At 58.8% G+C, this 25,669-nt stretch carries 24 protein-coding genes; 16 read left to right on the forward strand and 8 right to left on the reverse strand.

The window, feature by feature from the left end; all coding sequences use genetic code 11:
• From addB to trxA, 3 genes are all read left to right on the forward strand, one after another.
• Window positions 1-2,793, forward strand: a 2,793-nt coding sequence (gene addB / locus ACK4TM_RS09805) for a double-strand break repair protein AddB (protein WP_409700442.1), incomplete at its 5' end; no start/stop codon positions are given.
• Window positions 2,790-6,116, forward strand: coding sequence for a double-strand break repair helicase AddA (gene addA, locus ACK4TM_RS09810; protein ID WP_409700445.1), 3,327 nt, complete (start codon window positions 2,790-2,792; stop codon window positions 6,114-6,116). The genes addB and addA, both read left to right, overlap by 4 nt.
• Before the next feature lie 61 nt (window positions 6,117-6,177).
• Window positions 6,178-6,498 (forward strand): thioredoxin, encoded by a 321-nt coding sequence (gene trxA / locus ACK4TM_RS09815; RefSeq protein WP_409700448.1) that lies wholly within the window; start codon window positions 6,178-6,180, stop codon window positions 6,496-6,498.
• Window positions 6,499-6,501: 3 nt separating this feature from the next.
• Here trxA and ACK4TM_RS09820 read toward each other — a convergent pair whose 3' ends face one another.
• Complete coding sequence (locus ACK4TM_RS09820) at window positions 6,502-7,419, reverse strand: hypothetical protein (protein WP_409700451.1); 918 nt, start codon at window positions 7,417-7,419, stop codon at window positions 6,502-6,504.
• 99 nt (window positions 7,420-7,518) lie between these two features.
• Between ACK4TM_RS09820 and hslV the strand changes: the two genes are divergently transcribed.
• The 4 genes from hslV to ACK4TM_RS09840 all read left to right on the forward strand — a co-directional run bounded on the left by hslV (window position 7,519) and on the right by ACK4TM_RS09840 (window position 11,742).
• The gene (hslV, locus tag ACK4TM_RS09825) at window positions 7,519-8,073 is read left to right on the forward strand and encodes an ATP-dependent protease subunit HslV (RefSeq protein WP_409700454.1); all 555 of its coding nucleotides are present in this window, start codon (window positions 7,519-7,521) and stop codon (window positions 8,071-8,073) included.
• Entirely contained in the window at window positions 8,070-9,149 is a 1,080-nt protein-coding gene (locus tag ACK4TM_RS09830) for a hypothetical protein (protein ID WP_409700457.1), read from the forward strand. The genes hslV and ACK4TM_RS09830 overlap by 4 nt, the downstream gene beginning before the upstream one ends.
• Complete coding sequence (gene hslU / locus ACK4TM_RS09835) at window positions 9,146-10,444, forward strand: ATP-dependent protease ATPase subunit HslU (protein ID WP_409700460.1); 1,299 nt, start codon at window positions 9,146-9,148, stop codon at window positions 10,442-10,444. The genes ACK4TM_RS09830 and hslU overlap by 4 nt, the downstream gene beginning before the upstream one ends.
• 62 nt (window positions 10,445-10,506) lie before the next feature.
• On the forward strand, window positions 10,507-11,742 hold the full coding sequence (locus ACK4TM_RS09840) for an MFS transporter (protein ID WP_409700463.1): 1,236 nt from the start codon (window positions 10,507-10,509) through the stop codon (window positions 11,740-11,742).
• On the opposite strand, the gene ACK4TM_RS09845 is transcribed toward ACK4TM_RS09840, so the two are convergent.
• Genes ACK4TM_RS09845 through ACK4TM_RS09855 form a run of 3 tightly spaced genes read right to left on the reverse strand, consistent with a single transcriptional unit; the run spans window position 11,725 to window position 13,951 of the window.
• Entirely contained in the window at window positions 11,725-12,309 is a 585-nt protein-coding gene (locus tag ACK4TM_RS09845) for a Smr/MutS family protein (RefSeq protein WP_409700466.1), read from the reverse strand. The two genes, ACK4TM_RS09840 and ACK4TM_RS09845, sit on opposite strands and share 18 nt — an antisense overlap.
• A complete protein-coding gene (locus tag ACK4TM_RS09850; RefSeq protein ID WP_409700469.1) occupies window positions 12,309-13,265 on the reverse strand; it encodes a murein transglycosylase A in 957 nt (318 codons plus the stop codon). The genes ACK4TM_RS09845 and ACK4TM_RS09850 overlap by 1 nt, the downstream gene beginning before the upstream one ends.
• A 26-nt stretch (window positions 13,266-13,291) precedes the next feature.
• Window positions 13,292-13,951: a Tim44/TimA family putative adaptor protein gene (locus ACK4TM_RS09855; protein ID WP_409700472.1), complete on the reverse strand. Its 660-nt coding sequence runs from the start codon at window positions 13,949-13,951 to the stop codon at window positions 13,292-13,294.
• Window positions 13,952-14,063: 112 nt separating this feature from the next.
• Here ACK4TM_RS09855 and ACK4TM_RS09860 point away from each other — a divergent pair, with 112 nt between their 5' ends.
• Together ACK4TM_RS09860 and secB are read left to right on the forward strand one after the other, a co-directional pair.
• Entirely contained in the window at window positions 14,064-14,543 is a 480-nt protein-coding gene (locus ACK4TM_RS09860; RefSeq protein ID WP_409700475.1) for an FxsA family protein, read from the forward strand.
• 58 nt (window positions 14,544-14,601) lie between these two features.
• Window positions 14,602-15,117 (forward strand): protein-export chaperone SecB, encoded by a 516-nt coding sequence (gene secB, locus ACK4TM_RS09865; protein WP_409700478.1) that lies wholly within the window; start codon window positions 14,602-14,604, stop codon window positions 15,115-15,117.
• Here secB and dnaQ read toward each other — a convergent pair.
• From dnaQ to ACK4TM_RS09885, 4 genes are read right to left on the reverse strand one after another with little or no spacing between them, the layout of a single operon-like run.
• The gene (dnaQ, locus tag ACK4TM_RS09870; RefSeq protein ID WP_409700481.1) at window positions 15,110-15,799 is read right to left on the reverse strand and encodes a DNA polymerase III subunit epsilon; all 690 of its coding nucleotides are present in this window, start codon (window positions 15,797-15,799) and stop codon (window positions 15,110-15,112) included. The two genes, secB and dnaQ, sit on opposite strands and share 8 nt — an antisense overlap.
• 3 nt (window positions 15,800-15,802) lie before the next feature.
• The gene (gene coaE / locus ACK4TM_RS09875; RefSeq protein ID WP_409700484.1) at window positions 15,803-16,381 is read right to left on the reverse strand and encodes a dephospho-CoA kinase; all 579 of its coding nucleotides are present in this window, start codon (window positions 16,379-16,381) and stop codon (window positions 15,803-15,805) included.
• Entirely contained in the window at window positions 16,378-17,205 is an 828-nt protein-coding gene (locus ACK4TM_RS09880; protein WP_409700487.1) for a shikimate dehydrogenase, read from the reverse strand. The genes coaE and ACK4TM_RS09880 overlap by 4 nt, the downstream gene beginning before the upstream one ends.
• The gene (locus tag ACK4TM_RS09885) at window positions 17,202-17,801 is read right to left on the reverse strand and encodes a Maf family protein (RefSeq protein ID WP_409700490.1); all 600 of its coding nucleotides are present in this window, start codon (window positions 17,799-17,801) and stop codon (window positions 17,202-17,204) included. Before ACK4TM_RS09885 ends, ACK4TM_RS09880 begins: the two co-directional genes overlap by 4 nt.
• Window positions 17,802-18,211: 410 nt before the next feature.
• Here ACK4TM_RS09885 and hemJ point away from each other — a divergent pair, with 410 nt between their 5' ends.
• From hemJ to ACK4TM_RS09920, 7 genes are all read left to right on the forward strand, one after another.
• Entirely contained in the window at window positions 18,212-18,661 is a 450-nt protein-coding gene (gene hemJ / locus ACK4TM_RS09890) for a protoporphyrinogen oxidase HemJ (protein WP_409700492.1), read from the forward strand.
• A 116-nt stretch (window positions 18,662-18,777) separates the two neighbouring features.
• On the forward strand, window positions 18,778-20,049 hold the full coding sequence (gene rho, locus ACK4TM_RS09895) for a transcription termination factor Rho (protein WP_409700495.1): 1,272 nt from the start codon (window positions 18,778-18,780) through the stop codon (window positions 20,047-20,049).
• Window positions 20,050-20,079: 30 nt separating this feature from the next.
• Complete coding sequence (gene mnmE, locus ACK4TM_RS09900; RefSeq protein ID WP_409700498.1) at window positions 20,080-21,360, forward strand: tRNA uridine-5-carboxymethylaminomethyl(34) synthesis GTPase MnmE; 1,281 nt, start codon at window positions 20,080-20,082, stop codon at window positions 21,358-21,360.
• A gap of 12 nt (window positions 21,361-21,372) precedes the next feature.
• Window positions 21,373-23,244: a tRNA uridine-5-carboxymethylaminomethyl(34) synthesis enzyme MnmG gene (mnmG, locus tag ACK4TM_RS09905; RefSeq protein WP_409700501.1), complete on the forward strand. Its 1,872-nt coding sequence runs from the start codon at window positions 21,373-21,375 to the stop codon at window positions 23,242-23,244.
• Window positions 23,245-23,248: 4 nt separating this feature from the next.
• Window positions 23,249-23,866 carry a 16S rRNA (guanine(527)-N(7))-methyltransferase RsmG gene (gene rsmG, locus ACK4TM_RS09910; protein ID WP_409700504.1) on the forward strand — a complete coding sequence of 206 codons (618 nt, stop codon included), beginning with the start codon at window positions 23,249-23,251 and terminating at the stop codon, window positions 23,864-23,866.
• Window positions 23,856-24,653, forward strand: coding sequence for a ParA family protein (locus ACK4TM_RS09915; protein ID WP_409700507.1), 798 nt, complete (start codon window positions 23,856-23,858; stop codon window positions 24,651-24,653). Before rsmG ends, ACK4TM_RS09915 begins: the two co-directional genes overlap by 11 nt.
• Window positions 24,654-24,657: 4 nt before the next feature.
• Complete coding sequence (locus ACK4TM_RS09920; protein ID WP_409700510.1) at window positions 24,658-25,545, forward strand: ParB/RepB/Spo0J family partition protein; 888 nt, start codon at window positions 24,658-24,660, stop codon at window positions 25,543-25,545.
• Window positions 25,546-25,669: the final 124 nt, after the last annotated feature.

Here is a 25,669-nt window from a genome sequence, read left to right on the forward strand (position 1 = left end):
TACGTCAACTCTGCCCGGATGCAGCGCCGTGTCCGCGCGATGTTTGACGCGGGTCCTGCCCTGCTATTGCCGCGCATCCGGCTGATCACCGATCTGGCCCGCGATCCGGTGTCGCTGGACATTCCGCCTGCTGTGGCCCCTTTGCACCGGCGGTTGCAATTGTCGCAGCTTGTCGCGCGGCTGCTGGAACGTGAACCAGATCTGGCCCCGCGCACGGCGCTTTATGATCTGTCCGACAGCCTTGCCGGGCTGATGGATGAAATGCAGGGCGAAGGTGTCAGCCCCGATGCAATCGCCGCATTGGACGTAACCGACCAATCGGGCCACTGGGCGCGGGCGCAGCGGTTCCTGACCATCATCGGACAGTTCTTTGACACAAGCGCTGAACCCGACATCGAAACACGGCAAAGGCGCGTGATCGAAACACTGACCGCGCGTTGGGCGGATACGCCTCCGGATCACCCGGTGATCGTCGCTGGGTCCACCGGGTCGCGTGGTGCGACCGCCTTGTTCATGCAGGCCGTGGCCCGTTTGCCGCAGGGTGCCATCATCCTGCCGGGCTATGACACCGATCTGCCCGATACCGTCTGGTCTGCGATGGATGACGGCATGACGCATGAGGATCATCCGCAATTCCGGTTCAAGCGGCTGATGGACATGATCGGCTTTGCCCCTGCCGATGTGGCGCGCTGGTCGGGACTTGCACCGCGCCAGCCTGCGCGTAACCGGCTGATATCGCTGTCGCTGCGGCCTGCACCGGTGACCAGCCAGTGGCTGCAGGAAGGTCCCGGTCTGGGCGATCTCGTCGCCGCCACGCAGGACCTGACGCTGGTCGAGGCATCATCCCCCCGGGCCGAGGCCGAAGCGATCGCCCTGCGGCTGCGTCAGGCGGTTGCCAATGGGATCACCGCCGCACTGATCTCGCCCGACCGGATGCTGACGCGGCAGGTTACGGCGGCACTGGACCTTTGGCAGATCAAGCCCGATGACAGCGCCGGTCTGCCCTTGCAACTGTCGCCGCCGGGGCGGATGCTGCGGCATGTGGCCGATCTTTTCGGGGTGCAACTGACGGGCGAGGCGCTGTTGACCCTGCTCAAACACCCTTTGTGCCATTCGGGTCACCCGGATCGGGGCGATCATTTGCGCCTGACCCACGATCTGGAGCTGCATCTGCGCCGATGGGGGCCGCCGTTTCCGACCCCGCAAACCCTGCTCGATTGGGCGGCTAAACGCGAGGGCCGCAGCCCTTGGGCGCAATGGCTGGCCGGGCTGATCACCGGGTTGGAGCAGCCCGGCGAAAAGCACCTGTCGGACCATCTGGAGGGTCATCTGGCGCTGACCGAAGCTTTCTGCTCCGGGGTCGCCATGCCCGGTGCCGGTGGTCTCTGGGCCGAGGCGGCGGGGCGCGAGGCGCGCCGCATTTGCGATGAACTGCGCGATCATGCGCAGGCAGGCGGTGTGATGTCGGCCCGCGACTACGCCGCCCTGTTCGGGAAAATCCTGTCGGGCGGCGTCGTGCGCGACCGCGATTCAGGCCATCCGCAGGTGCTGATCTTCGGCCCGCGCGAGGCGCGTGAACAAGGCGCGGATCTGACCATCCTTGGCGGGATGAATGACGGCGTCTGGCCAGAGGCACCGCCACCCGATCCATGGCTGAACCGAATGATGCGCGCGCAGGCGGGGCTGCTTTTGCCCGAACGCAACGTCGGTCTGTCAGCGCATGACTATCAGCAGGCGATTGCCGGAGGGCAGGTGTGGATCACCCGCGCCAAACGGTCTGCGGATGCGGAAACCATCCCATCGCGCTGGATCAACCGGTTGGTCAACTTGCTGGGCGGATTGCCCGATCAGGGCGGCAAGCATGCGCTGGACCTGATGCGGGCGCGCGGTGATCATTGGCTGGCGATGGCGGCAAAGCTCGCCGCGCCGGTCGCAGGAACACCGAAAGCCCCGCGCCCGGCGCCATGCCCGCCCGTCCCGTCGCGCCCGGCCCAGTTTTCTGTCACCCAGATCAAGACACTGATCCGCGACCCCTACGCAATCTATGCGCGCAAGGTGCTGCGGCTGAACCCGCTTGACCCGCTCACGCCCAGCGCCGACGCGCCGCTGCGGGGCAATATCATCCACGATATCCTTGAGGATTTCATCAAGCACGACCACGCGCCCGACGACCTTGACGCGCTGCTGCACCTGGCAAAGGCGCATTTTGCTGAAAAATGCCCTTGGCCCATGATTCAGGCGCAATGGCTGGCGCGTTTCGCAGCGGCGGCAGAAGCATTCGTGGCAGCAGAGGTGATCCGCCGCGCCAGATCCGACAGCCGCCTTGTTGAAGAAAAAGGCAGCCTGCTGATCACGCCCGTCGGTGTGACCCTGACCTGCAAGGCCGACAGGATCGACCTGACGCCGGACGGCACCGCGATCCTGTATGATTACAAGACAGGCACGTTGCCCAGCAAACCGCAGCAGGAAAAGTTCGACAAACAATTGCTGCTGGAAGTGGCGATGGTCGAACGCGGCGGCTTTCCCGGCATCGGGCCGGTGCAGGTGGAAGACGCGCTGTTCATCAGCATAAAACCCGACGCGCGCAGTGTGCCCGCGCCCATCAAGGACAGCCCGACCGATGTCACCCTTGCCGAACTGACAGCGCTGTTCACGCATTGGCAGCAACCTGACAGCGGCTTCACCGCGCGCTATGCGCTGTTTTCAAAGAACGACAGCGGCAGCTATGATCATCTGTCGCGCTTCGGGGAATGGGACAGCAGCGATCCGGCATTGCGCGAGGTGCTGACATGATCCGCGACGCCGCGACCCAGCGGCAGGTCGATGCCGCCAATCCGCAGGTCTCGACCTGGCTTGCCGCCAATGCGGGGTCAGGCAAGACGCGGGTTTTGACCGACCGTGTGGCGCGGCTGTTGCTGGATGATGTGTCGCCACAGAATATCCTGTGCCTGACCTATACCAAGGCCGCAGCAGCCGAGATGCAGAACCGCCTGTTCAAGCGACTTGGAACATGGGCGATGATGCATGACGATGATCTGCGCGCTGATCTGCGCAATCTTGGCGTGGACCGCATGATTGACGCAGATCAGTTGCGCGCCGCGCGCACGCTGTTCGCCCGCGCCATCGAAACGCCAGGTGGGCTGAAAATTCAGACCATCCATTCGTTCTGCGCCGGTGTGCTGCGCCGTTTCCCGCTGGAGGCCGGGGTCAGCCCGCAGTTTCGCGAAATGGAAGACCGCGCCGCACAATTGCTACGGGCCGAGGTGATGGACCAGCTTGTGCAAGGCGATGCAGCATCCGTCGTGCAGCAATTGCTGACGCTTTTTACAGGCGATGATCTGGGCAAACTGACTGCGGAAGTGACACGCCACAAGGATGCGTTCCTGCGCGATGCCGATATCGCCGCCACGCTGGGGTTGGGCGCTGATCCATGCCGGGATGACGCCTTTGGCATCGCCTTTACCGGCGATGAGCCAGAGATCGCGGCACAGATGGCAGAACTGTTCGCCGATCAGGCCGCGACCTACAAAAACCTTAGCCGCGATTTGCAGGCGCTGGATCTGAAAAACCCCGATTGGCCGGTGCTGGAAACCCTGTTCAAAAAGCTGCTTTATGCCGATTGCCAATCCAAATCGCGTAACTTTCCACAAAGCAACCACGCCAAAGCGGTCGAGGCGATGACCCCCATCGCCGAGGCTGTTCATGCTTGGATGGACCGTGTTGCCGCCGCAAAACAGCATCTTTTCGCGATGGATGCCTATGATCGCACCCGCGCGCTTTATGCCTTTGGCCGCATCTTCGTGCCTGCCTATGAGGCGCGCAAGCTGGCCATGGGCGCGCTGGATTTCGACGATCTGATCAACAAGGCGCGCGCGCTGCTGACCGATACGGCGGTGGCGCAATGGGTGCTGTTCCGGCTGGACGGCGGAATCGATCACGTGCTGGTGGACGAGGCACAGGATACCAGCCCCGCGCAGTGGGATGTGATCGAAAAGCTGACGCAGGAATTCGCCGCCGGGGCCGGGTCGCGGCCCAACCGGGAACGCACGGTTTTTGTCGTGGGTGACAAAAAGCAATCGATCTATTCGTTTCAGGGGGCCGATCCCGCGGCGTTTGACAAGATGAAACTGCACTTTCGCAACGCACATGCCGCGATTGGCAAATCTTTCGAGGTCACGTCGCTCGATCATTCCTTCCGGTCGTCTCAGGCGATCCTTTCGGTCGTGGATGCCACATTCACCGGCGATCAGGCGGCGGGGATGGATGATGCTTTGACCCATATCGCCTTCAAGGATCAGATGCCGGGGCGCGTGGACCTCTGGCCCGTCATTGAACCGACGAAAACCGAGGATGGGCGCAAATGGTATGAACCCGTCGATCAGCCGGGCGATGCCGACCATCATGTCCAGATGGCGCAGCGCATCGCGGATCAGATTAGTCACATGATCGCGCATGAGACAATTCCCGAGGAATTGGGCAACACCGGCACCTATCTGCGCCGTCCTATCACGCCAGGCGATTTCCTGATCCTTGTGCAACGCCGGTCGGAGCTTTTTTCGGAAATCATCCGCGCGTGCAAATCCGCCGGCCTGAATGTCGCCGGTGCCGACAGGCTGCGTGTCGGTGCCGAACTCGCCGTCAAGGATCTCGCGGCGCTGCTGTCCTTTCTGGCGCTGGCAGAGGATGATCTGTCGCTGGCCGCTGCGCTGCGTTCGCCGCTGTTTGGCTGGTCGGAACAGGATCTGTTCACGCTGGCCCATCACCGGCCTGAGAAAGGATATCTGTGGGAGGCTTTACGCGGATCGCAACATCACAAGACGCTCGATATTCTGCATGATCTGCGCGACAGGGCAGATTTTATGCGCCCCTATGATCTGATCAGCCGTATCCTGATCCGCCACGATGGGCGGCGCAAACTGCTGTCCCGGCTGGGGGCCGAGGCAGAGGATGGGATCGATGCGCTGCTGTCGCAGGCGCTGGCTTATGAATCCACCGGCGTGCCCAGCCTGACGGGGTTCCTGACGTGGATGCAGACAGACGATCTGGAGGTCAAGCGCCAGATGGACAGTCAGGGCGACAAAATCCGGGTTATGACCGTGCATGGTGCCAAGGGGTTGGAGGCACCGATCGTGATCCTGCCCGAAACCATGAAGCGCCGGAATGACTACAAGGGTGACGTCCTGACCGGCGGTGATGCCGTGATCTGGAAAACCCCCAGCGCCGCATCGCCCCCTGCCGTGATCGAACTGCGCGATGCCGCTCTGGCCAGACAGGAACAGGAACGCCTGCGCCTGCTTTACGTCGCGATGACCCGTGCCGAAAAATGGCTGATCATCGGCGCGTCCGGCGATATCGGTGACGGGATGGAGTGTTGGTACAACATCGCAGCAAAAGGCGTGATGGATCGCGGCGGTGCCCCCGCCATGTCTGGCGATCTGGAGGTGACGCGCGTCAGCCATCTGGATTGGAACGCATCGGACCTGATCCGGAAACAGCCTGATCCTTTGCCGGTGGTCACCCTGCCGCAATTCGGTGGCTTGCCAGCGGTCATGGAGGCCAAGACCATATCACCATCGGGCCTGCCGGGGGCCAAGGCGCTTCCGGGCGAGATTATCGGCGATGAAGATGACGCCAAGGCGCGTGGCACCCTGATCCACCTGTTGCTGGAACATCTGCCGAGGTCAGCACCTGCGGACCGGGAACGTCTGGGCATGGCACTGGCCGGGAATGACGACACCGGGCTGGTAGCCGATATCACCGCTTTACTGGACGCCCCTGATCTGGCGCATCTTTGGGGCCCGGACGCCTTGGTCGAGGTGCCAATCACCGCCGATCTGACCGGATTAGGGCGCATCCACGGCACGATAGATCGGTTGATCCTCACAGGCACATCCGTGCTGGCGGTGGATTACAAATCCAACCGTCTGGTGCCCGACGCCGCCGCGCAAACCCCGCTGGGCGTGTTGCGTCAACAGGCGATCTATGCCGCAGCATTGGCGCAGGTGTTCCCCGACCGGCAGATCACGGTCGCGATCCTGTGGACTGCGACGGCGCAGCTGATGAACCTGCCATCCGCACTGCTTCACGAAACGATGACGGGTATTTCATTGCCTTGACCAATCCACCCGGCGTTCATAGGTTCGCCATTCATCTCATTCCCGCCAAGGAGCATCCCCAATGGCCACCGTAGCAGTAACAGACGCAACCTTTGACGCCGAAGTGCGCCAGTCCGATATCCCCGTCGTCGTAGATTTCTGGGCAGAATGGTGCGGTCCATGCAAACAGATCGGCCCCGCTTTGGAAGAATTGTCCGTTGAACTGGCCGGCAAGGTGAAAATCGTCAAGGTCAACGTGGACGAAAACCCCAACTCGCCTGCACAGATGGGCGTGCGTGGTATCCCGGCCCTGTTCGTGTTCAAGGACGGTCAGGTCGTCGCCAACAAGGCAGGCGCAGCCCCAAAGGCCGCATTGCAAGGCTGGATCGAAGAATCCATCTGATCCTCAGACGGGCCACCCGTGACTGCGCAGGACCTTTGCAATCTGATCCTGCGCGTCGGGCCTGCCTGCGTTGATTGCTTGTTCCTGCAGGAACCAATAAAGGTAGGCCGCGTAATCCGGTGCATGGCCTTGCACTGCGTCAAACGCGGCCTTTACGCCGATATCGGCAACGTTCAGCGCGATATGGTGGAAATCAGATTTCCCGAACAGGATCAGTGGTTTGCTCAGAAAATAACCCTGAAATCCGACACCTGAATTCTGCGTGACGATATAATCGCAACCGCGCAGATATCTGTCCGCATTCCCGCTGCGGATATAGAGCCTGTCGTGGTCCGCTGTCAGCTTTTCCAATGCTTCCTGATCCTCTGCCGGATAGGTTTCGGATGGATGCATTGTCGCGATGATGGGGCGATCAGGATCATGGCGCAGCACGGCACGGATCATGTCGACGGGGCTGCAATATTGGAACGACCTGTGCGTCGTTAGCTGCCCTTGCAACGGGACATAGACAAATCCACCGTCGCTTATGTCATGGACCGCGTCATCGAACAGACGCTTTTGCCAGAATCGATGGAAATTGGCCGCTTTGCTGTCATCCACTGTCGCAGGGTCAAAGATCGACCGGGCGACGGGCCATTCCCAGCGTTCCGCCTGCTTTTCGATGTGCCAGAACGGGAACAGATATGTCTTGCGCATGGTCAGGCTGCGGTCATTGACTGGCGGGTCCATCAGAAAAATGCCCCGGCCCGGACGGGCCAGCGCGCGCAGCCGTGCAAAGCTGTCGTCGCCATCGAAGGCGATGTGCATCCCCGCCTCTTCCAGCACCTTGCTGATCTTGGCGATAAAGTTCTGCTTGCCGTGTTCGGCCTGCTTTCGCAGCTTGGGGTGCAGATAAAAAGTAACTGTGCTGATCGTAAACATAGGCGCAGGCTAACCTTGGGTTTGGTTGGCGGCAAGATGCCGGGGTTGTTTGCCCCGCTTTGCACCGCCATATAGACCCAAACCTGCAAGGAGATGACAATGGCAGATGACAATTTCCCTGGCTGGCACGGCACCACGATCATCGCGGTGCGCAAAGGCGGCAAGGTCGTTATCGCCGGTGACGGTCAGGTCAGCCTTGGCCAGACCGTGATCAAGGGCACCGCGCGCAAGGTCCGCCGTTTGTCCCCGGGGGGGCAGGATGTGATCTGTGGCTTTGCCGGCTCTACCGCCGATGCCTTTACCCTGCTTGAACGTCTTGAAAAAAAGCTGGAGGCGACACCAGGTCAGCTTGCCCGCGCCTCTGTCGAACTGGCCAAGGACTGGCGCACGGACAAATACCTGCAAAAGCTCGAAGCGATGCTGATCGTCAGTGACGGCAAGGATATGCTGGTCATCACCGGGGCGGGTGACGTGCTGGAACCGGAACATGATGTCACCGCCATAGGATCGGGCGGCAATTACGCGCTGGCTGCAGGGCGCGCGCTGATGGACAGCGATATGTCAGCCGAGGATATCGCCCGCCGCGCCATGGCGATAGCGGCTGATATCTGCGTGTATACCAACGGCAAACTGACCGTGGAAAGCATCGGATGATCGACCGAGATGACCTGAAAGCGGCCGTCGGCAGCGGGCTTTTGTCGGAAAAGCAGGCGGCCAGCCTGATCAGCCTGTCCGACAGCCGCCGTGGCGCGCGCGAAAATCTGACAGCGGGCGACGAACCGTTTGAATTGCTCAAAGGGTTCAACGAGATTTTTATCGTTATCGGCCTGCTGATCCTGTCCATTGGCTGGTGGGGTGTTGTCACGCTGGCACTGGGCGACCGGATCGTGAATTTACAGGATTACGCGATGTGGGTGACGGTGGCAGGCGGCGTCCTGCTTTGGCTATTGTCGGAATATTTCATCCGCAGACGCCGGATGGTCGCCCCCGCCATCGCATTGTCGGTGATGTTTGCGTCCAACGCCGCGTTCGGCTTTATCGCGACAATGTCGCAGCCTTTCATGGTGGCCCAAGGTGATTATTCCAGCGTGCCATGGCCCTTGTTTCTCGCTACTCTGACGCTTGCGGTCTATTGGTGGCGGTTCCGCGTGCCTTTCGCCATGGCGATGATAGCCGTAGGCCTGTTTGCCGTGGCGATCATCTATACCGCCAGTCGCGGTGGCCGGATCGAAGGGATCAACGACCTGTTTCTGCTCTCCGCCGACGGGCCGTTTGCATTTATCACGCTGGCCTTGGGGCTGGTGGTGTTCGCCGCTGCCATGGCTTTCGACATGAGCGATCCACACCGCGTGACGCGCCGGTCTGCCAATGGGTTCTGGCTGCATGTCGTGGCGGCCCCCGCGTTGGTCAATACCGTCGCGCTGACCTTGCTGGACCAAGGCAATGGCGGGTCCAACGCGGTCCTGCTGGGGCTTCTGACGCTGTTCGCCCTCATCGCTATCGTTATCGACCGCCGGTCATTCCTGATTGCCGCCATCGGCTATATCGTCGTGCTGGCAGGCACCGTGCTGGATGGTGACGGTGCCGCCCTGACGGTCTTGTTGCTGGGTATCGCGCTACTGTTTCTGGGTGCTTTCTGGGAACGGATCCGCGCGCGTATCCTGCGCCTTATGCCGGGCTTTGTGCCGCTGCATAAACTTCCTCCCTCTCATATCCAAGGACTGACATGACAGACCTGACTCCCCGCGAAATCGTATCCGAACTGGACCGTTTCATCATCGGCCAAGCCGACGCCAAACGCGCCGTCGCCGTCGCCCTGCGCAACCGCTGGCGGCGCAAGCAGTTGGGCGATGATCTGCGCGATGAGGTATACCCCAAGAACATCCTGATGATCGGGCCCACGGGCGTGGGCAAAACCGAAATCTCGCGCCGGTTGGCAAAACTGGCCCGCGCGCCCTTCATCAAGGTAGAGGCGACGAAGTTCACCGAGGTCGGATATGTCGGTCGCGACGTAGAACAGATCATCCGCGATCTGGTGGATACCGCCATCCTGGATACACGCGAACATATGCGCGAAGACGTGAAAACCAAGGCTTTCGCCGCCGCCGAAGAACGCGTGATCACCGCCGTTGCCGGTACTGACGCACGCGAAGGCACGCGCGACATGTTTCGCCGCAAGCTGAAATCAGGCGAGTTGGACGATACTGTGATCGAACTGGAACTGTCCGACACGTCCAATCCGATGGGCGGGTTTGAAATCCCCGGTCAGCCCGGTGGCATGATGAATATTGGAGATTTGTTCGGCAAGGCGATGGGTGGGCGCAAAGTGAAAAAGCGCATGACCGTCGCCGAAAGCTACGACGCGCTGATCGCGGATGAAGCCGACAAGCTGCTGGACGATGAAACCGTGACCAAGGCCGCGATAGAAGCGGTCGAACAATCCGGTATCGTGTTTCTGGATGAGATCGACAAGGTCTGCGCCCGGTCCGATGCGCGCGGCGCCGATGTATCGCGTGAAGGCGTGCAGCGGGATCTGCTGCCCCTGATCGAAGGCACGACCGTGTCCACCAAACACGGGCCGATCAAGACCGACCATATCCTGTTCATCGCCTCGGGTGCATTCCATGTGGCCAAACCGTCCGACCTGCTGCCTGAATTGCAGGGCCGGCTGCCGATCCGCGTCGAATTGCGGGCACTGACCGAAGATGACTTTGTCCGCATCCTGACCGAAACCGACAATGCGCTGACATTGCAATATTCCGCGCTGATGCAGACTGAGGATGTGACCGTCACCTTCGCCCCCGAAGGGATCAAGGCGCTGGCCAAGATTGCCGCCGACGTGAACGAAGCGGTGGAAAACATCGGTGCCCGCAGGCTATATACCGTGATGGAACGTGTATTCGAGGATCTCTCATTCAATGCGCCTGATCGCGGCGGCGAAGAAATCGCCGTGGACGCAGAATTTGTCGAAAAGCATCTGGGCGAGTTGTCCCGGTCGGTGGATATCAGCCGCTACGTTCTGTAATTCGAGGTTAGCGCTATCATTTTGGCCTTTCAAGTTTCCGCAGAGCGGATCATGTAAGGCGCATGACCGGTCTGTACACATATCTGCGGTTCATCCGCGATAACGCCCCGTTTTTGGCGACAGGCATGCTGCTGTCGTTTTTGTCCAGCTTCGGGCAGACCTTTTTCATCTCGATCTTCGGCGGGGATATCCGCACCGAATATGGGCTGAGCAACGGCGATTGGGGGTTGCTCTATATGGTCGGGACCGGTGCTGCTGCCTTGATGATGGTGTTTGCCGGCGGTCTGGCGGACAGGTTTCGCGTGCGCAGTCTGGGGATTGTCGTGGTCTGGATGCTGGCGATGGCCTGTCTGGCAATGGCTTTCAATCCTGTGGCCGCATTGTTGCCTGTTGTGATTTTTGCACTGCGGTTCACCGGGCAGGGCATGACCAGCCATGTCGCCGTTGTCGCGATGGCGCGCTGGTTCGTGGCGACACGCGGCCGGGCACTGGCGATTGCCGCCTTCGGTTTCATGCTGGGCGAGGCGACATTGCCGCTGACAATGGTCTGGCTGAAATCATTCATCGAATGGCGGATGTTGTTTGTGGGCTGCGCGCTGTTCTGTGTGCTGGCAAGCGCGGTATTGTTCCGCCTGCTGCGGTTGGAACGCACGCCGCAATCCGTTGCGTCCGACAGCCAGTCCGTCGGCATGCACGGCCGGTTCTGGACAAGGGCAGAGGCGCTGCGCCATCCGTTGTTCTGGATCATGGTGCCAGCGGTCATGTCTTTTTCCGGGTTCGGCACCGCATTCTGGTTCCATCAGGTGCATTTTGCCGAAATCAAAGGATGGTCGCATCTGGCCTTTGTGGCTGTGTTTCCGCTGGGCACGGCGGCCCTGCTGTTTTCCACCATCGTCTATGGCTGGGCGATTGACCGCTTTGGCGCGGTGCGTCTGTTACCGGTGTATCTGGTCCCGCTGGTCGTTGCCTTTGTGCTGCATTGGTATGCGCCGTCCCTGTGGTGGTCTGCTTTCGCTATTATCCTCATGGGGCTGGCGGGCGGCGGGCAGGCGACAATCCTGAACGCCTGCTGGGCGGAACTCTACGGCACCCGGAATATCGGGTCGATCAAATCAGCAGCGACGGCGCTGATGGTGCTGGGGTCAGCCATCGGGCCGGGGTTCAGCGGCTGGCTAATCGATATCGGTGTCGGGTTCGAGGTGCAGCAACTGGGCTATGCCGCGCTGTTCGCTTTCGCAGCACTGGTGATGATCGTACCCGCGCGTCGCGCCTATGCCGCCTTACCGACGGCGTCGTAGGTAAACGTAATAAGCACCGTGCCCGCCGTGTTTCAGATGCGCGGGCGTGACCTGCAACACCGCCTGCACCAAGGGCGGTAAGGCCAGCCATTGCGGCACCTGATGGCGTAGTACGCCGTTGCGCGTGGGGATCGGGCCGCCATCGTCGCGATCTTTACCCTTTCCGGTGATTACCAGCACCAAGCGGCGGCCAATCGCCTGAGATCCCAGGATAAAGGCCAAAAGCTCTGGATGCGCCTCTGCCATCGTCATACCGTGCAGATCGCTCCGCGCCTCTGGAAGCAGCTTGCCGCGCTTCATCTTGCCGAATGACTTGCTGTCCATATGCACCGGCGCATTGGACAGACGGTGGGTGATCCCCGGCAGCAGGTCATTGGGACGATGCACATTCGCCTTTTGACCAACCTGAAAATCAGGCAGGGGATCGCGCGGCACAACAGATGGTTTCTGAACAGGAGCCAAAGGTGCCGGGTCAGGTCGCGCCTCGGGGTTCATCGGCGTGGCGCTGCCAGCAACGCGGTCCCATAGCGCGCGTTCTTCGGGCGACAGGTGGCGGGGGCGGCGCATCAGATCCGCCCCGACAGGCGTTCCGCCACAGCGATGGGCAATAGGGTGATCATGCGGCCCGTATCCTTGACCCGGCCCGACTGTACCCCGGCAAGATCACCGGTGCCAAAGAAGATATCCGCGCGCTGCGCACCCTTGATCGCCGAACCGGTATCCTGCGCCACCATCAGCCGGTTCATCGGATGGACACCCTGCTTTTCAATCCAGACCGGCGCGCCAAGCGGCACGAAGGCAGGATCGACGGCAATGCTGCGCCCTGCGGTCACGGATTGTTTCATCGCCCCGATCGGGCCTGCATCTGCGGGCAAATCCGTCACTTCGCGAAAAAAAATATAGCTTTCGTTGGTCCACAGCAGCGCGCGACCGGCCTTTGGATTCTGCGACACCCAATCGCGGATGAAATCCGCTGACACCTGATCCGCAGCAGCGATCCCGCGCGCAACCATTTCCTTGCCGACAGAGGAATAGGGCAACCCGTTCTTGCCCGCGAACCCCAGCCGCAGAACCGACCCGTCCGGCAAACGCACAAGACCGGACCCCTGCACATGCAAAAAAAACGCATCCACCGGGTCCGCCAGCCAGACCAGTTCATGTCCTGCCAAGAGCGTCTCTTCTTCGATCCGGCGACGCGTCGTGCCGGGCGGCAGATCGGCGGGGAGTGCATAGACGGGGTATTGATATTTCGCACCTGCGACCCGTGTTCCCGCAAGTTCCGGCTCAAAATAGCCGGTGAACAGCATCTCTTCCCCGTCGGTGATCAGGACAGGGCAGAAATACAGCTCAAAGAACCCGCGCGGATCGGTGCAGGTCGGCGCCAGATGACACGCGGCCTGCCAATAGGGGTCGGTGATCCGGCCGGCAGATTTGCAGAAAACATCAAGGGCGGCCCGATGATCATCGGCCGCCCATCCCTTTAACGCATCAAAGGTTAAAATTTCATAGCTTGTCCCGGCCATTGCGCTGCCTCAGGGCCGCCCCCGGATCATTCGCCGGTGGCGACAAGTTTCCAGTTCGGATCATCGCCGTCCATCCGTCGTGCGAAGGTCCAGGTGTCTTTCAGACGCTTGATTTCTTTTTCGCTGCCTTCGACGATTTCGCCTTCGGCGTTGCGCACAACGGATGTCATCTCGCTTTTGAAGCGGACGGTGACTTCGCCTTCTTTCGTGATCTCATCGAATTCGGCATGGGCCAGCGTCATGTCACTGATACCGATGAAATTCGCGGTGACGGTCAGGCCCTTTGCCTCGCGTTCATCCACGACACCAGCAAAGGCGTCATAGACGTCCTGCGATATGAAAGGGACGATGCTGTCGAGTTCGCTGTTTTCAAAAGCCATCAGGATCATTTCATAGGCGCCGCGTGCGCCACCCAGAAATTCGCCCACATGAAAGCTGGGGTCGACGCGTTTCATCGCGGCCAGTGCCGTGGCGGCAGCCGAATCCTGTGCGACATGATCCGTGATATCCAGATCAGGCCCGCCTTCGATCACATCAAATTCAGGTTTCCGGCGGCTCACGGTTTCTTCCCGCGTCACAGCGGGTTTCTCAAAACCTTCGCGCGTGCCCAGCACGCCGCGCAAGCGCAGGATGAGAAACACAGCAATGCCCGCAAGCACCAAAAGCTGGATAATCGGAGAATTCATCAGGACCTCGTGTCAGATCAAGGCATGGAAACATGCCTGCTTCCTACCTATGTAGGTCACGGGTCGGGTCAAGTCCACCACGCCCACGAACAAGTTGTGAAAGGCACGCGATATGTGGCTACTCTTTGCTTTTGTAGCGGTCCCGATGATCGAGATCGCGCTGTTCATCCAGGTCGGCGGTTTTATCGGCATCTGGTGGACCTTGCTGGTCGTGATCGCGACCGCGCTAGCCGGATCCTATCTGGTCCGCCAGCAGGGTTTGCGCGAACTGGGCAAGCTGCAGCAATCCTTTTCCGAAATGCGGGACCCATCAGAACCTTTGGCCAATGGTGCGATGATCCTGTTCGCCGGCGCGCTGCTGCTGACCCCGGGGTTTTTCACCGATGCGGTCGGTTTGTCGTTGCTTGTGCCGGTCGTGCGCCAAGCCGCATTTCACTGGATCAAGGCGCGCATCAAGGTTGCCCGGTTCGAGGCTAGTCCGCATCCGCAACAGCCACGCCGCCCTGCTGATATCGTCGTAGACGGCGAATTTGAAGAAATCCCCCCCGAGAAACGCCCTACACATGCGCCATCGAAATGGACCCGGCATTGAGCCTGCGGGCACGGGCTGCTAGGAATAGGCAATCCAATTGCAATCAAAGCAGGTTTTCATGACTGACACCCCCGATAACGCCGCCCCAGCCTCCGCAGGTGCCGCCCCGCAGCAACAGCCGATCACCAGCCGCGTGCTGGCACAATATATCCGCGATATGTCGTTCGAAAACATTCTCGCACAAAAAGGTGTCAAAGGCGACGCACAGCCCGAAATTCAGGTGCAGGTCAATCTTGACGCCCGCAAGCGCAGCGCCGATCACCAGTTCGAGGTAATCACCAAGCTGAACATCACCAGCAAGACCAAGGCGGCCGGCGAACCTTTGTTCGTGCTTGAAATTGAATATGCTGGTGTGTTCCACGTCGAAAACGTGCCCGAAGAGCAGATGCACCCCTATCTGTTGATTGAATGCCCACGCATCACTTTCCCGTTCCTGCGCCGCATTGTCAGTGATGTGACCCGCGATGGCGGTTTCCCCGCGCTGAACCTTGAAACTATCGACTTCCTTGCGCTTTACCGGGCAGAACTGGCCCGCCGGAAAGAGGCAGACGCCGCCAAGGCCACGATCAACTAAGCTTTTTCCAGACAGCAGCGTCGCCCAACGTGTCAACGAATGCGGCATGGGCGGCGCTTTCTTCGGCGGTAATGCGCGGCGGCAGCGGCACAGGGCGGGGCCCGACGCGACCTTGATCCACGCCATTGCCGGATGGCGCATTGCTGCCTTGGGCCAGCGCGAAATCAGGCTGCCGTCCACCGATCAGTTCCAGATACACTTCTGCCAGAATTTCACTGTCAAGCAGCGCGCCATGCAACGTGCGTGAGGTATTGTCGATGCCAAAACGCCGGCACAGCGCGTCAAGTGACGCAGGCGACCCCGGAAACCTGCGCCGCGCAATGGCTAGGGTATCAAGCGCGCGGTCCATCGATATGGCGGGTTTCTGCACCCAACCAAGTTCTGCATTCAAAAACTTCATGTCAAAGGCGGCGTTGTGGATCACCAGCTTTGCCTCGCCGATGAAAGCCAGAAAATCATCAGCGATATCCTTGAACAAAGGTTTATCGGCAAGAAATTCATCGCCAAGGCCGTGAACGGCAAAAGCCTCGGCCGGCATCGACCGCTGGGGGTTGATATATTGGTGATATGTGCGGCCCGTGGGCACATGACGCATCAGTTCGACTGCGCCGATTTCAACGATCCGATCACCCTCGCCTGGTTCAAACCCAGTGGTTTCAGTATCCAGAACAATTTCGCGCATGTTTCACCCCGTCAGCTTGAGGATCAATTCTTGCACGGCGGTGCGGGTGTCGTCCAGCGTCAGGGTTTCAATCACATGATCCGCACGGGCGCGTTTTTCGGCGTCGGGCATCTGGCGGCGCAGGATCCGGTCTAGCTGCGCCTGTGTCATGCCGGGGCGGGCGATTACGCGGGACCTTTGCACATCCAGCGGCGCGGTGACGACAAGCACGGATGAAAGCCAGTCTTCCGCGCTTGTTTCAAACAGGAGTGGGATATCGAAGACCAGCAGTGGCGCATCATGGCTCGCAATGAAATCCTGGCGGTCAGCGGCGACGAGCGGATGCACAATATGTTCTAATTTACCCAAAGCGGCACTATCTACGGCAATTATATCTTTTAATTTATCACGAGAGACAGCGCCATCAACGACAGCATCAGGATAGACCGCTGCAATCCCCGCCACGGCAGCCCCACCTTTGGCGTAGAGCCGATGGACAGTGGCATCGGCGTCCCAGACCGGTACCCCAGCATCGCGGAACATCTGTGAGGTGGTGGATTTTCCCATCCCTATTGACCCGGTAAGGCCCAGATAATGGGTCATGCCAATACGGCGCGGCGCAGGTCCTCATCAACCTCTGGTCGCTTGCCAAACCAGCGTTCAAAGCCCGGCACGCCCTGATGCAGCAACATGCCCAGCCCATCGACGGTGACGCAGCCTTTTTCCGCTGCGGCATCCAGAAATTTGGTGCGCAAGGGGTTGTAGACGATATCGGTAACCACGGTAGAGGATCGCAAACCATCCAGCGGTACGCGGAATTCCTGACCGCCTTTCATACCAAGCGAGGTGGTATTCACGACCGTCGCGGCATCCGCCAGAACTGTGCCGGCCTGCACCCAATCGACGATCCGGATGCGCGCGCCAAAATCAGCACGCAAAGCCTCGGCCTTGGGACGAGTGCGGTTGGACAGGATGATTTCGGGGGCACCAGCCTCGATCAGCGAGACGATGATCGCGCGCGCCGCACCACCCGCACCAAAGACCACGGCAGGGCCAGTTTTTGCATCCCAGGCAGGCGCACCCTGGCGCAGATTTTCCAGAAATCCGTAACCGTCTGTATTATCAGCGAAAATGCGACCATCTTGCTTGAAGGTCAGGGTATTCGCAGCACCGATCAGCGTAGCGCGATCTGTCAGCTGATCAGCCATCTGCATGACGGCAACCTTATGCGGCAAGGTGACGTTGACGCCGACAAAGCCTTGGTCGGGCAGCGACCGGAGCGTTGTCTGCAAAGCATCCTCTGTCACCTGCAAAGGCTCATAGCTGCCGGGAATGCCATAGCGCTGCAGCCAGTGCCCATGCAGCCTGGGCGACAGAGAATGGCTGATAGGGTTGCCGATCACACCGGCGCGGGGAAAATCTGTCATTTCGGCAATGTTCCGCGAAGCGTGAGATATGACAAGAGTTCAAGCAACGGCAGACCAAGAACGTTGAAATAATCTCCTTCAATGCGTGTAAAAAGTCGCACCCCCTCCTCCTCAAGCTTGTAGGCGCCGACGGCATGTCGAATGCTGTGCCAATTACGATCCACGTAAGCCGCCAGATAATCGTCCGATGCGTCACGCATGTGAAGGCGGACCACACCAACATGCCGCCAAAGCGGCTTGTCATCACCATAGATCACGGCAGCGGACAAAAGCTGGTGCTTTCTGCCGCGCAGGGCCTGCAACTGCGCCAGCGCTTCGGCGGGGGTTTCCGGTTTTGCGAGGATCTGCTGATCAATCGCAAGGATCTGATCGCAACCAATGACAAGCGCTTCGGGATGTTTGGCCGCGACACGCTGTGCTTTCATTTCTGCAAGGGTGTCGGCGATATCGCGGGGCGTGGCCTCTTCGGCCTGCAGCGCCGCGCGAAGCGCGTCTTCATCGACCCGCGCGATATGGACGTCGAAGGTGACACCCGCGTTACGCAGCAGCTGCGCACGAATGTCGGAGCCGGAGGCGAGGATGATCTTGTCTAGCATGTGGATAACCCGCGGGAAAAAGTCGTGGCAACTGACCGGGAAAAATGGTCCGAGAAAGGTGATACCGTTTGCCTGTGCAGAAACCTAGCCTTGTTGGCCGCGACGTCCGGGCTTTTCCACCGTGGGAAAGGATAAATCTGCCCTGTGGAGGAATCGAAAGGCGGGCCCGTGTCAAAGCCGAAGAGGCGCGGAATCTGCGCTAACTTTATGCCGTTAACTTATTGATATATAGATGTTATAAAAAAATACGCCCCGTATTTTCTTGGCTTGTATTCGAGCAGTAGCCTGTTGATAACTCTGCGGATGAAAAAATAAACCACAGGAAAATCTCTCACTAAAATCAACATCATCTTTTCTTTCTATATATATAATTATTTAAGAGGCCTGACCTTAACTGAAGCGAGTTCGTGATGCCTGATTTTCTGTTTGGCCTGTATCCCTGGATCAAGTCGTTGCACATCATGGCGGTGATCGCGTGGATGGCGGGGTTGTTTTACCTGCCGCGCCTTTACGTATACCATGCCGAACGCGCCGCAGTGGGGTCAGAGCTGGACCAGACCTTTCAGGTGATGGAAGAAAAGCTGCTGCGGCTGATAATGAACCCTGCGATGATCGTGGCGTGGCTGGCGGGGCTTGTACTGCTCGCTATGGGGGTATTTGACTGGGGGGCGGCTTGGTCATGGATCAAGATCGCGGCGGTTCTGGCGATGTCCGGTGCGCATGGCTGGATGGCCAAGCGGCGCAAGGAATTTGCGTCAGGGCAGAATACCCGATCCGGGCGGACCTATCGGCTGTTCAACGAAGTCCCGACTGTGCTGATGGTGATCATCGTCATTGCGGTGATTGTGCGGCCTTTCTAAGCACAAGTTGACTCTGGCCGCGCGCTTGCTTATCAGACAGGTGTGTTCCGTCCGGATCATTCATTTCCCTGTCCGTCCCTATATCGCTGGCTGATTTGCCAGAACTGGATTTTCCCATGCAACAAGACCGTTTGAACCTTGCCGACCTGAAGGCGCAAAGCCCCAAGGACCTTTTGTCGATGGCTGAAGAGCTTGAGATTGAAAACGCATCCACGATGCGCAAGGGCGACATGATGTTTGCGATCCTCAAGGAACGCGCGGATGATGAATGGGTCATCGGCGGTGATGGCGTGCTGGAAGTGTTGCAGGACGGGTTCGGATTTCTGCGTTCGCCTTCGGCAAATTACCTGCCGGGGCCGGATGACATCTATGTGTCCCCGGACATGATCCGGCAATATTCACTGCGCACTGGCGATACAGTCGAAGGCGTGATGAAAGAACCCAATGATAATGAACGATATTTTGCGCTGACATCGGTCGAGCGGATCAATTTCGAAGATCCGGAAAAGGCGCGTCACAAGGTTGCTTTCGACAACCTTACGCCGCTTTACCCCGAAGAACGGCTGAACATGGAAATCAATGATCCGACGGTCAAGGACCGGTCCGCGCGGATCATCGACCTTGTGGCACCCATCGGTAAAGGCCAGCGGTCCCTGATCGTCGCGCCACCGCGGACCGGTAAGACGGTGCTGCTGCAAAATATCGCTAATTCGATCGAAAAGAACCACCCCGAATGCTATCTGATCGTTCTGCTAATCGACGAACGGCCCGAAGAGGTGACCGATATGCAGCGGTCGGTTAAGGGTGAGGTCGTGTCTTCGACCTTTGACGAACCTGCAACGCGGCACGTCGCTGTGGCAGAGATGGTGATCGAAAAGGCGAAACGCCTCGTCGAGCATAAGCGGGATGTCGTTATTTTGCTGGATTCGATCACACGGTTGGGGCGGGCATTTAACACGACGGTGCCGTCCTCTGGCAAGGTGCTGACGGGTGGTGTGGATGCGAATGCGCTACAACGGCCCAAACGGTTCTTTGGTGCGGCCCGCAATATCGAAGAGGGTGGATCGCTGACGATCATCGCGACGGCCCTGATCGATACAGGCAGCAGGATGGATGAAGTGATCTTTGAAGAATTCAAAGGCACCGGCAACAGCGAGATCGTGCTGGACCGGAAAGTCGCAGATAAACGCGTATTTCCGGCCATGGATATCCTCAAATCCGGGACACGGAAGGAAGAATTGCTGGTTGATAAGTCCGATCTGGCCAAAACCTACGTTCTGCGTCGGATTCTGAACCCGATGGGGACCACGGATGCCATCGAATTCCTGATCGGGAAGCTGAAGCAAACCAAGACAAATTCTGATTTCTTTGATTCGATGAACACATAACTTATTGTTATTAAACAATGGGTTAATCTAATGGATACAATATTTGCACTTGCCACTGCCCAAGGTCGGGCCGGTGTAGCTGTTATCCGTATTTCTGGGCCAGCGGCTGTTTCGGCGTCCGGGCGTTTCATGTCATCTGTGCCTGCGGAGCGGGGTCTGCGCCGTCTGGTTGATCACCAGGACGAGCTGATCGACGAGGCGCTCGTGCTGCGCTTTGATGCTGGCAAAAGTTTTACCGGGGAAGAGGTCATAGAGCTGCAGGTGCACGGAAGCCCTGCGGTTGTCGCTGCGATGCTGCGACTGCTTGCGGAGGACCAGTCGCTGCGACCTGCCGAGCCGGGTGAATTTACGCGACGGGCGCTTGATAACGGAATGCTTGATCTTGCGCAGGTCGAGGGGCTGGCGGACCTGATCGATGCTGAGACTGAAAGTCAACGAAAACAGGCAGTTCGCGTGTTTTCTGGCACTCTTGGGGCGCTCGCGGAAAGTTGGCGAGTCAGGCTGGTGCGTGCGGCAGCGCTGCTGGAAGCGACGATCGATTTTGTTGATGAGGATGTGCCGGTTGATGTTGTGCCAGAGGTGCGTGAATTGCTGTCCGGTGTACGACAGGAAATGACCCGCGAGGCTGCCGGCGTGCGTATTGCCGAACGTCTGAGGGACGGGTTTGAGGTGGCGATTATCGGTGCGCCGAATGTCGGTAAGTCCACCTTGATGAACCGGCTTGCCCGGCGTGACGTGGCGATCACATCCGATATCGCCGGAACGACGCGCGACGTGATCGAGGTGCGTCTTGATCTTGATGGGATGCCGGTGACCTTGCTTGATACTGCCGGACTGCGCGAGACGGATGACCTTGTAGAGGGCTTGGGTGTTGCGAGGGCCCGGCAACGCGCGGCGGACGCTGATCTGCGCGTGCATTTGCTGCTGGATCCTCTTGTGCCAGATTATGATCTGGACGCCGGCGATATATATGTCAGGGCGAAGGCAGATGTGGCCGATGGCCCGGGCCTGCGCATTTCCGGCGTGACGGGCCAAGGTGTCGATGATCTGATCGCGTTGATCAGCAGCGAATTGGCGAGACGGGTCAGCAGTGTTGGGCTCGCCATGCGGGAACGGCATAGGGTAGCCTTGCTTCGGGCGGTGGGCTGCCTTGGTGCCGTTGAAGGCGGGCTTGATGCAGATCACGGGATGGTTGACCTGATCGCCGAAGATCTGCGCGCCGCCATACGTGCAGTGGATAGCCTTGTGGGCAGGGTTGATGTAGAACATGTCTTGGAAGAAATTTTTTCCAGCTTTTGCATCGGCAAATGAGGAGTGTTTCACGTGAAACATCATGACTATGACGTCATCGTGATCGGCGGTGGCCACGCCGGCAGTGAGGCGGCTCACGCGGCGGCCCGGATGGGCGTGCGGACCGCGTTGGTCACGCTGACACGCCGTTCGATTGGTGTGATGTCCTGTAACCCCGCGATAGGCGGGTTGGGCAAAGGGCATCTGGTGCGCGAAATTGACGCGCTGGATGGTGTGATGGGGCACGTTGCTGACCGCGCCGGAATACAGTTTCGTTTGCTGAACCGAAAAAAAGGGCCGGCGGTGCAGGGTCCGCGCGCGCAGACCGACCGGGCGATTTATCGGGATACGATGCAACAGGTCTTATCGGATCAGCCAAACCTAACCATTCTGGAGGGAGAGGCCACTGATTTGACAATGAACGGCAACCGTGTTGCCGGCGTGAAGATGCGCGACGGCACCGCTCTTTCGTCCCATGCTGTTGTTCTGACGACGGGTACTTTCCTGCGCGGTGTGATTCATATCGGCGACGTTTCTCGGCCCGGCGGCCGGATGGGTGACGATCCCTCTGTCCGGATGGCGGAACGGCTAGACAGTTTTGGTCTCCCACTGGGTCGGCTAAAAACCGGCACGCCCCCGCGGCTGGATGGCCGAACTATCCGTTGGGACGCGCTGGAGACGCAGCCGTCGGATGAGGACCCGGTCATGTTCTCTTTTCTGTCGAAATCTGTTTTCGCGGCGCAGGTGAACTGTGGAATCACACATACCAATGAGAAAACGCATGACATTATCCGTGCGAACCTTGCACGCTCTGCGATGTATGGAGGGCATATCGACGGGGTAGGGCCGCGTTATTGTCCCTCGATCGAAGATAAGGTTGTCCGGTTTGCGGATAAGACGTCCCATCAAATTTTCCTTGAACCTGAAGGACTTAACGACAACACGATATATCCGAACGGCATTTCGACGTCGCTGCCAGAGGATGTTCAGGCAGATTACGTCCGGTCCATTTTCGGACTTGAGAAAGCAGTGATTCTGCAACCAGGCTACGCTATCGAATATGATTACGTCGATCCGCGCGCCCTTAGTTCGACATTGGAATTGCGTAACGTTCCGGGGCTGTACCTTGCGGGCCAGATCAACGGAACGACAGGATACGAGGAAGCAGCGGCCCAGGGTCTGGTTGCCGGGCTGAACGCGGCGGCGGCGGCCCAAGGAAAAGACCCGGTGCAATTCAGCAGGCGCGTATCTTATATCGGTGTAATGATTGATGATCTGATCACCCGGGGTGTCTCGGAACCCTATCGCATGTTCACGTCGCGGGCGGAATTCCGGCTATCTCTTCGTGCTGATAACGCTGATCAACGACTTACAGAACGGGGCAGGCAAATTGGCTGTGTCGGGGACAATCGTTGGACCGCCTTCGGTATCAAGATGGACCAGATTGTCAAAGCGATAAAAGTGCTTTCCAATATCAGTCTTTCCGCGCGGGATATCGCTGCGCTGGGTGTGCAACTCAATGCAGACGGACCGCGAAAATCAGCGTTGGAAGCTTTGGCCTTGGCCGATTTTGATTTTAATCACTTGCGCAGGATTGCGCCGGAAACACTTGATATAGCGGTTGACGTGCAGGCACAGATCAAGAAAGACGCGCTATATGCGCATTATATCGCTAGGCAGGAACGTGACGTTTCTGCACTGGTACGTGATGAACAACAGTTGATCCCGCAGGATATCGTGTATGCGGAGGTGAAGGGGTTGTCATCTGAGCTGGTTTCAAAGCTTGAACAGTCGCGACCGTCTTCTATTGCACAGGCAGGGCGCATCGAGGGGATGACGCCAGCCGCGTTGATGTTGTTAGTTGGTGCCATCAAGCGTCGGGCGCTACTGGCAACGGGAAGTTGACATCATGACTGACGCAATTGGCGGCGTTGATGTTTCACGTGAAACACTTGAGGCCCTGCACGCCTTTTCCGCCCTGGTTCTCAAGTGGACGCCAAAGATCAACCTGATCAGTGCCAGCACAAGGGCGGATATATGGGATCGCCACATAATCGATTCAGTGCAGATTTACGGCCATGCCCCAGAAAAATTCAATCTCTGGCTTGATATCGGCAGCGGTGGGGGCTTTCCGGGTATTGTCGCTGCAATCATCGGCAAGCAATACACCCCAGCTGCAGCGTTCATCCTGATTGAAAGTGATCAGCGCAAATCGGCTTTTCTACGCAACGTTGTCCGAGAGTTGGCGTTGAACGCCAGTGTCTCCGCCGTGCGAATCGAAAATGTTCCAAGCGTGGGCGCAGATGTTGTTTCCGCGCGCGCCTTGGGCGCATTGCCGGTGCTTTTACCGCTTGTGGCGGCGCATATTGCCGATCATGGCGTCGCATTGTTGCATAAGGGCAGGCAGGCCACGAAAGAAATTGAAGACGCCCGTAAGGACTGGCGCTTTGACCTTGAAGAAGCGCCCAGTTTGACTGATCCTGAAGCACGCATCCTCATGATCCAAAGGATATCCCGTGCCGCTTGACTCCTCAAAATCTGGTCCCAAAATCATCGCCATCGCGAACCAGAAGGGCGGGGTGGGGAAAACAACCACGACGATCAATCTGGGCGCCGCGCTGGCAGAACTAAAAAAACACGTGCTTTTGATCGATCTTGATCCGCAGGGCAATGCCTCGACGGGGCTGGGAGTTGGACCAGATCAGCGCAATATCACGACTTATGATGTTCTCTCAGGCGATTCCACGGTCGCAGAAGCCACCCAGTTAACCAATGTCCCCGGTCTGATGATCGTGCCGGCAACGACTGACCTCAGCTCAGCGGATATAGAACTGCTTGATAATAAGAAGCGCAGTTTTCTGTTGCGGGATGTACTGCAGGGCGTCACCGGATACGATTATATACTTATCGACTGCCCGCCTTCGTTGAACATCCTCACCGTCAACGCGATGGTCGCTGCCGGGTCCATTCTGGTGCCGCTACAAAGCGAATTTTTCGCGCTGGAGGGCTTGTCGCAGCTGATACTCACTGTACGGGACGTTCGGCAATCGGCCAATCCGGATCTGCGGATCGAAGGCATCGTCCTGACAATGTTTGACAGCCGCAACAACTTGTCTCTTCAGGTCGAACAGGATGCGCGTGAAAACATGGGCGATATGGTCTTCAAAACCGTCATCCCAAGGAACGTCAGGTTGAGCGAGGCACCGTCTTTTGCCATGCCCGTCCTGACCTACGACAGCGGGTCCAAGGGCAGCATCGCCTATCGCGCGCTGGCCAAAGAACTAATAAAAAAATCAAAAAAAACAAAGGCATAACACCATGGCACGTAGCATTAAAAACCCTCGTGGCCTCGGGCGTGGCCTGTCCGCCCTGATGTCCGATGTCGGTCAGTCCAACGCGCCCTCCGATGCCCCGAAAAGGGCCGATATGATCGTCCCGGTAGAAAGCATCCGCCCAAACCCGGACCAGCCGCGCCGCACCTTCGCCGAGGATGCCCTGCAAGAGCTTGCCGCCTCTGTTGCCGAGAAAGGCATCATTCAGCCCCTGATCGTGCGTATTTCCCCCGATGACCCCGAGATGTTCGAGATTGTTGCCGGCGAACGGCGTTGGCGCGCGGCGCAGATGGCCAAATTGCACGAGATTCCAGTGATTGTGCGCGAGTATACGGATACCGAAGTCCTCGAAGTCGCGATTATCGAGAATATTCAGCGCGCCGATCTCAACGCGGTTGACGAAGCCGCCAGCTATCGCCAGCTGATGGATAGATTCGGGCATACACAGGATCAGATGGCCACCGCCCTGGGAAAAAGCCGCAGCCATATTGCCAATATTCTCAGGCTGTTATCTCTCCCGGAAGAGGTACAGGGCTACCTGGTTTCGGGTGCCCTCACCGCCGGACATGCCCGTACGCTGGTCGGCCATCCCCAAGCAATCTCACTTGCCCGCGAATATATTCAGCGCAAATTGTCGGTAAGAGAGGCAGAAAGCCTCGCCAAGAATGGCCCGGCGCTGAAACGCAGATCTGTGCCCGGCGCACCCGTGCCCAAGGATCCGGACACGGTTCAGATCGAAAATGAACTGACCGCGACCCTGCGCATGAAGGTCACCATCGATCATAAAGCGGGAGAAGAGGGCGGCAAGATCAGCATCAGTTACAGATCGCTTGACCAGCTTGACGATCTGCTGCGCGCGCTCGCGGGTAATTAATCGTCCAGCAACGCCCGCAGCACGGCGTTCAGCACCGGCCTGCCGGACCGGCTGACACGAAGGCTGTCGGGCGTCATCTCGACCATGCCCATATCAGATAACTCTTTGATTTTATGTGATAAAA

This window comes from Yoonia sp. (assembly GCF_046292185.1).
GTDB lineage: Bacteria > Pseudomonadota > Alphaproteobacteria > Rhodobacterales > Rhodobacteraceae > Yoonia.

What these genes read in the sequence shown, in the direction of transcription:
- addA (WP_409700445.1), top strand. Translation starts at nt 2,790, where the DNA reads ATGATCCGCGACGCCGCGACCCAGCGGCAGGTCGATGCCGCCAATCCG.
- trxA (WP_409700448.1), top strand. Translation starts at nt 6,178, where the DNA reads ATGGCCACCGTAGCAGTAACAGACGCAACCTTTGACGCCGAAGTGCGC.
- ACK4TM_RS09820 (WP_409700451.1), bottom strand. Translation starts at nt 7,419, where the DNA reads ATGTTTACGATCAGCACAGTTACTTTTTATCTGCACCCCAAGCTGCGA.
- hslV (WP_409700454.1), top strand. Translation starts at nt 7,519, where the DNA reads ATGGCAGATGACAATTTCCCTGGCTGGCACGGCACCACGATCATCGCG.
- ACK4TM_RS09830 (WP_409700457.1), top strand. Translation starts at nt 8,070, where the DNA reads ATGATCGACCGAGATGACCTGAAAGCGGCCGTCGGCAGCGGGCTTTTG.
- hslU (WP_409700460.1), top strand. Translation starts at nt 9,146, where the DNA reads ATGACAGACCTGACTCCCCGCGAAATCGTATCCGAACTGGACCGTTTC.
- ACK4TM_RS09840 (WP_409700463.1), top strand. Translation starts at nt 10,507, where the DNA reads ATGACCGGTCTGTACACATATCTGCGGTTCATCCGCGATAACGCCCCG.
- ACK4TM_RS09845 (WP_409700466.1), bottom strand. Translation starts at nt 12,309, where the DNA reads ATGCGCCGCCCCCGCCACCTGTCGCCCGAAGAACGCGCGCTATGGGAC.
- ACK4TM_RS09850 (WP_409700469.1), bottom strand. Translation starts at nt 13,265, where the DNA reads ATGGCCGGGACAAGCTATGAAATTTTAACCTTTGATGCGTTAAAGGGA.
- ACK4TM_RS09855 (WP_409700472.1), bottom strand. Translation starts at nt 13,951, where the DNA reads ATGAATTCTCCGATTATCCAGCTTTTGGTGCTTGCGGGCATTGCTGTG.
- ACK4TM_RS09860 (WP_409700475.1), top strand. Translation starts at nt 14,064, where the DNA reads ATGTGGCTACTCTTTGCTTTTGTAGCGGTCCCGATGATCGAGATCGCG.
- secB (WP_409700478.1), top strand. Translation starts at nt 14,602, where the DNA reads ATGACTGACACCCCCGATAACGCCGCCCCAGCCTCCGCAGGTGCCGCC.
- dnaQ (WP_409700481.1), bottom strand. Translation starts at nt 15,799, where the DNA reads ATGCGCGAAATTGTTCTGGATACTGAAACCACTGGGTTTGAACCAGGC.
- coaE (WP_409700484.1), bottom strand. Translation starts at nt 16,381, where the DNA reads ATGACCCATTATCTGGGCCTTACCGGGTCAATAGGGATGGGAAAATCC.
- ACK4TM_RS09880 (WP_409700487.1), bottom strand. Translation starts at nt 17,205, where the DNA reads ATGACAGATTTTCCCCGCGCCGGTGTGATCGGCAACCCTATCAGCCAT.
- ACK4TM_RS09885 (WP_409700490.1), bottom strand. Translation starts at nt 17,801, where the DNA reads ATGCTAGACAAGATCATCCTCGCCTCCGGCTCCGACATTCGTGCGCAG.
- hemJ (WP_409700492.1), top strand. Translation starts at nt 18,212, where the DNA reads ATGCCTGATTTTCTGTTTGGCCTGTATCCCTGGATCAAGTCGTTGCAC.
- rho (WP_409700495.1), top strand. Translation starts at nt 18,778, where the DNA reads ATGCAACAAGACCGTTTGAACCTTGCCGACCTGAAGGCGCAAAGCCCC.
- mnmE (WP_409700498.1), top strand. Translation starts at nt 20,080, where the DNA reads ATGGATACAATATTTGCACTTGCCACTGCCCAAGGTCGGGCCGGTGTA.
- rsmG (WP_409700504.1), top strand. Translation starts at nt 23,249, where the DNA reads ATGACTGACGCAATTGGCGGCGTTGATGTTTCACGTGAAACACTTGAG.
- ACK4TM_RS09920 (WP_409700510.1), top strand. Translation starts at nt 24,658, where the DNA reads ATGGCACGTAGCATTAAAAACCCTCGTGGCCTCGGGCGTGGCCTGTCC.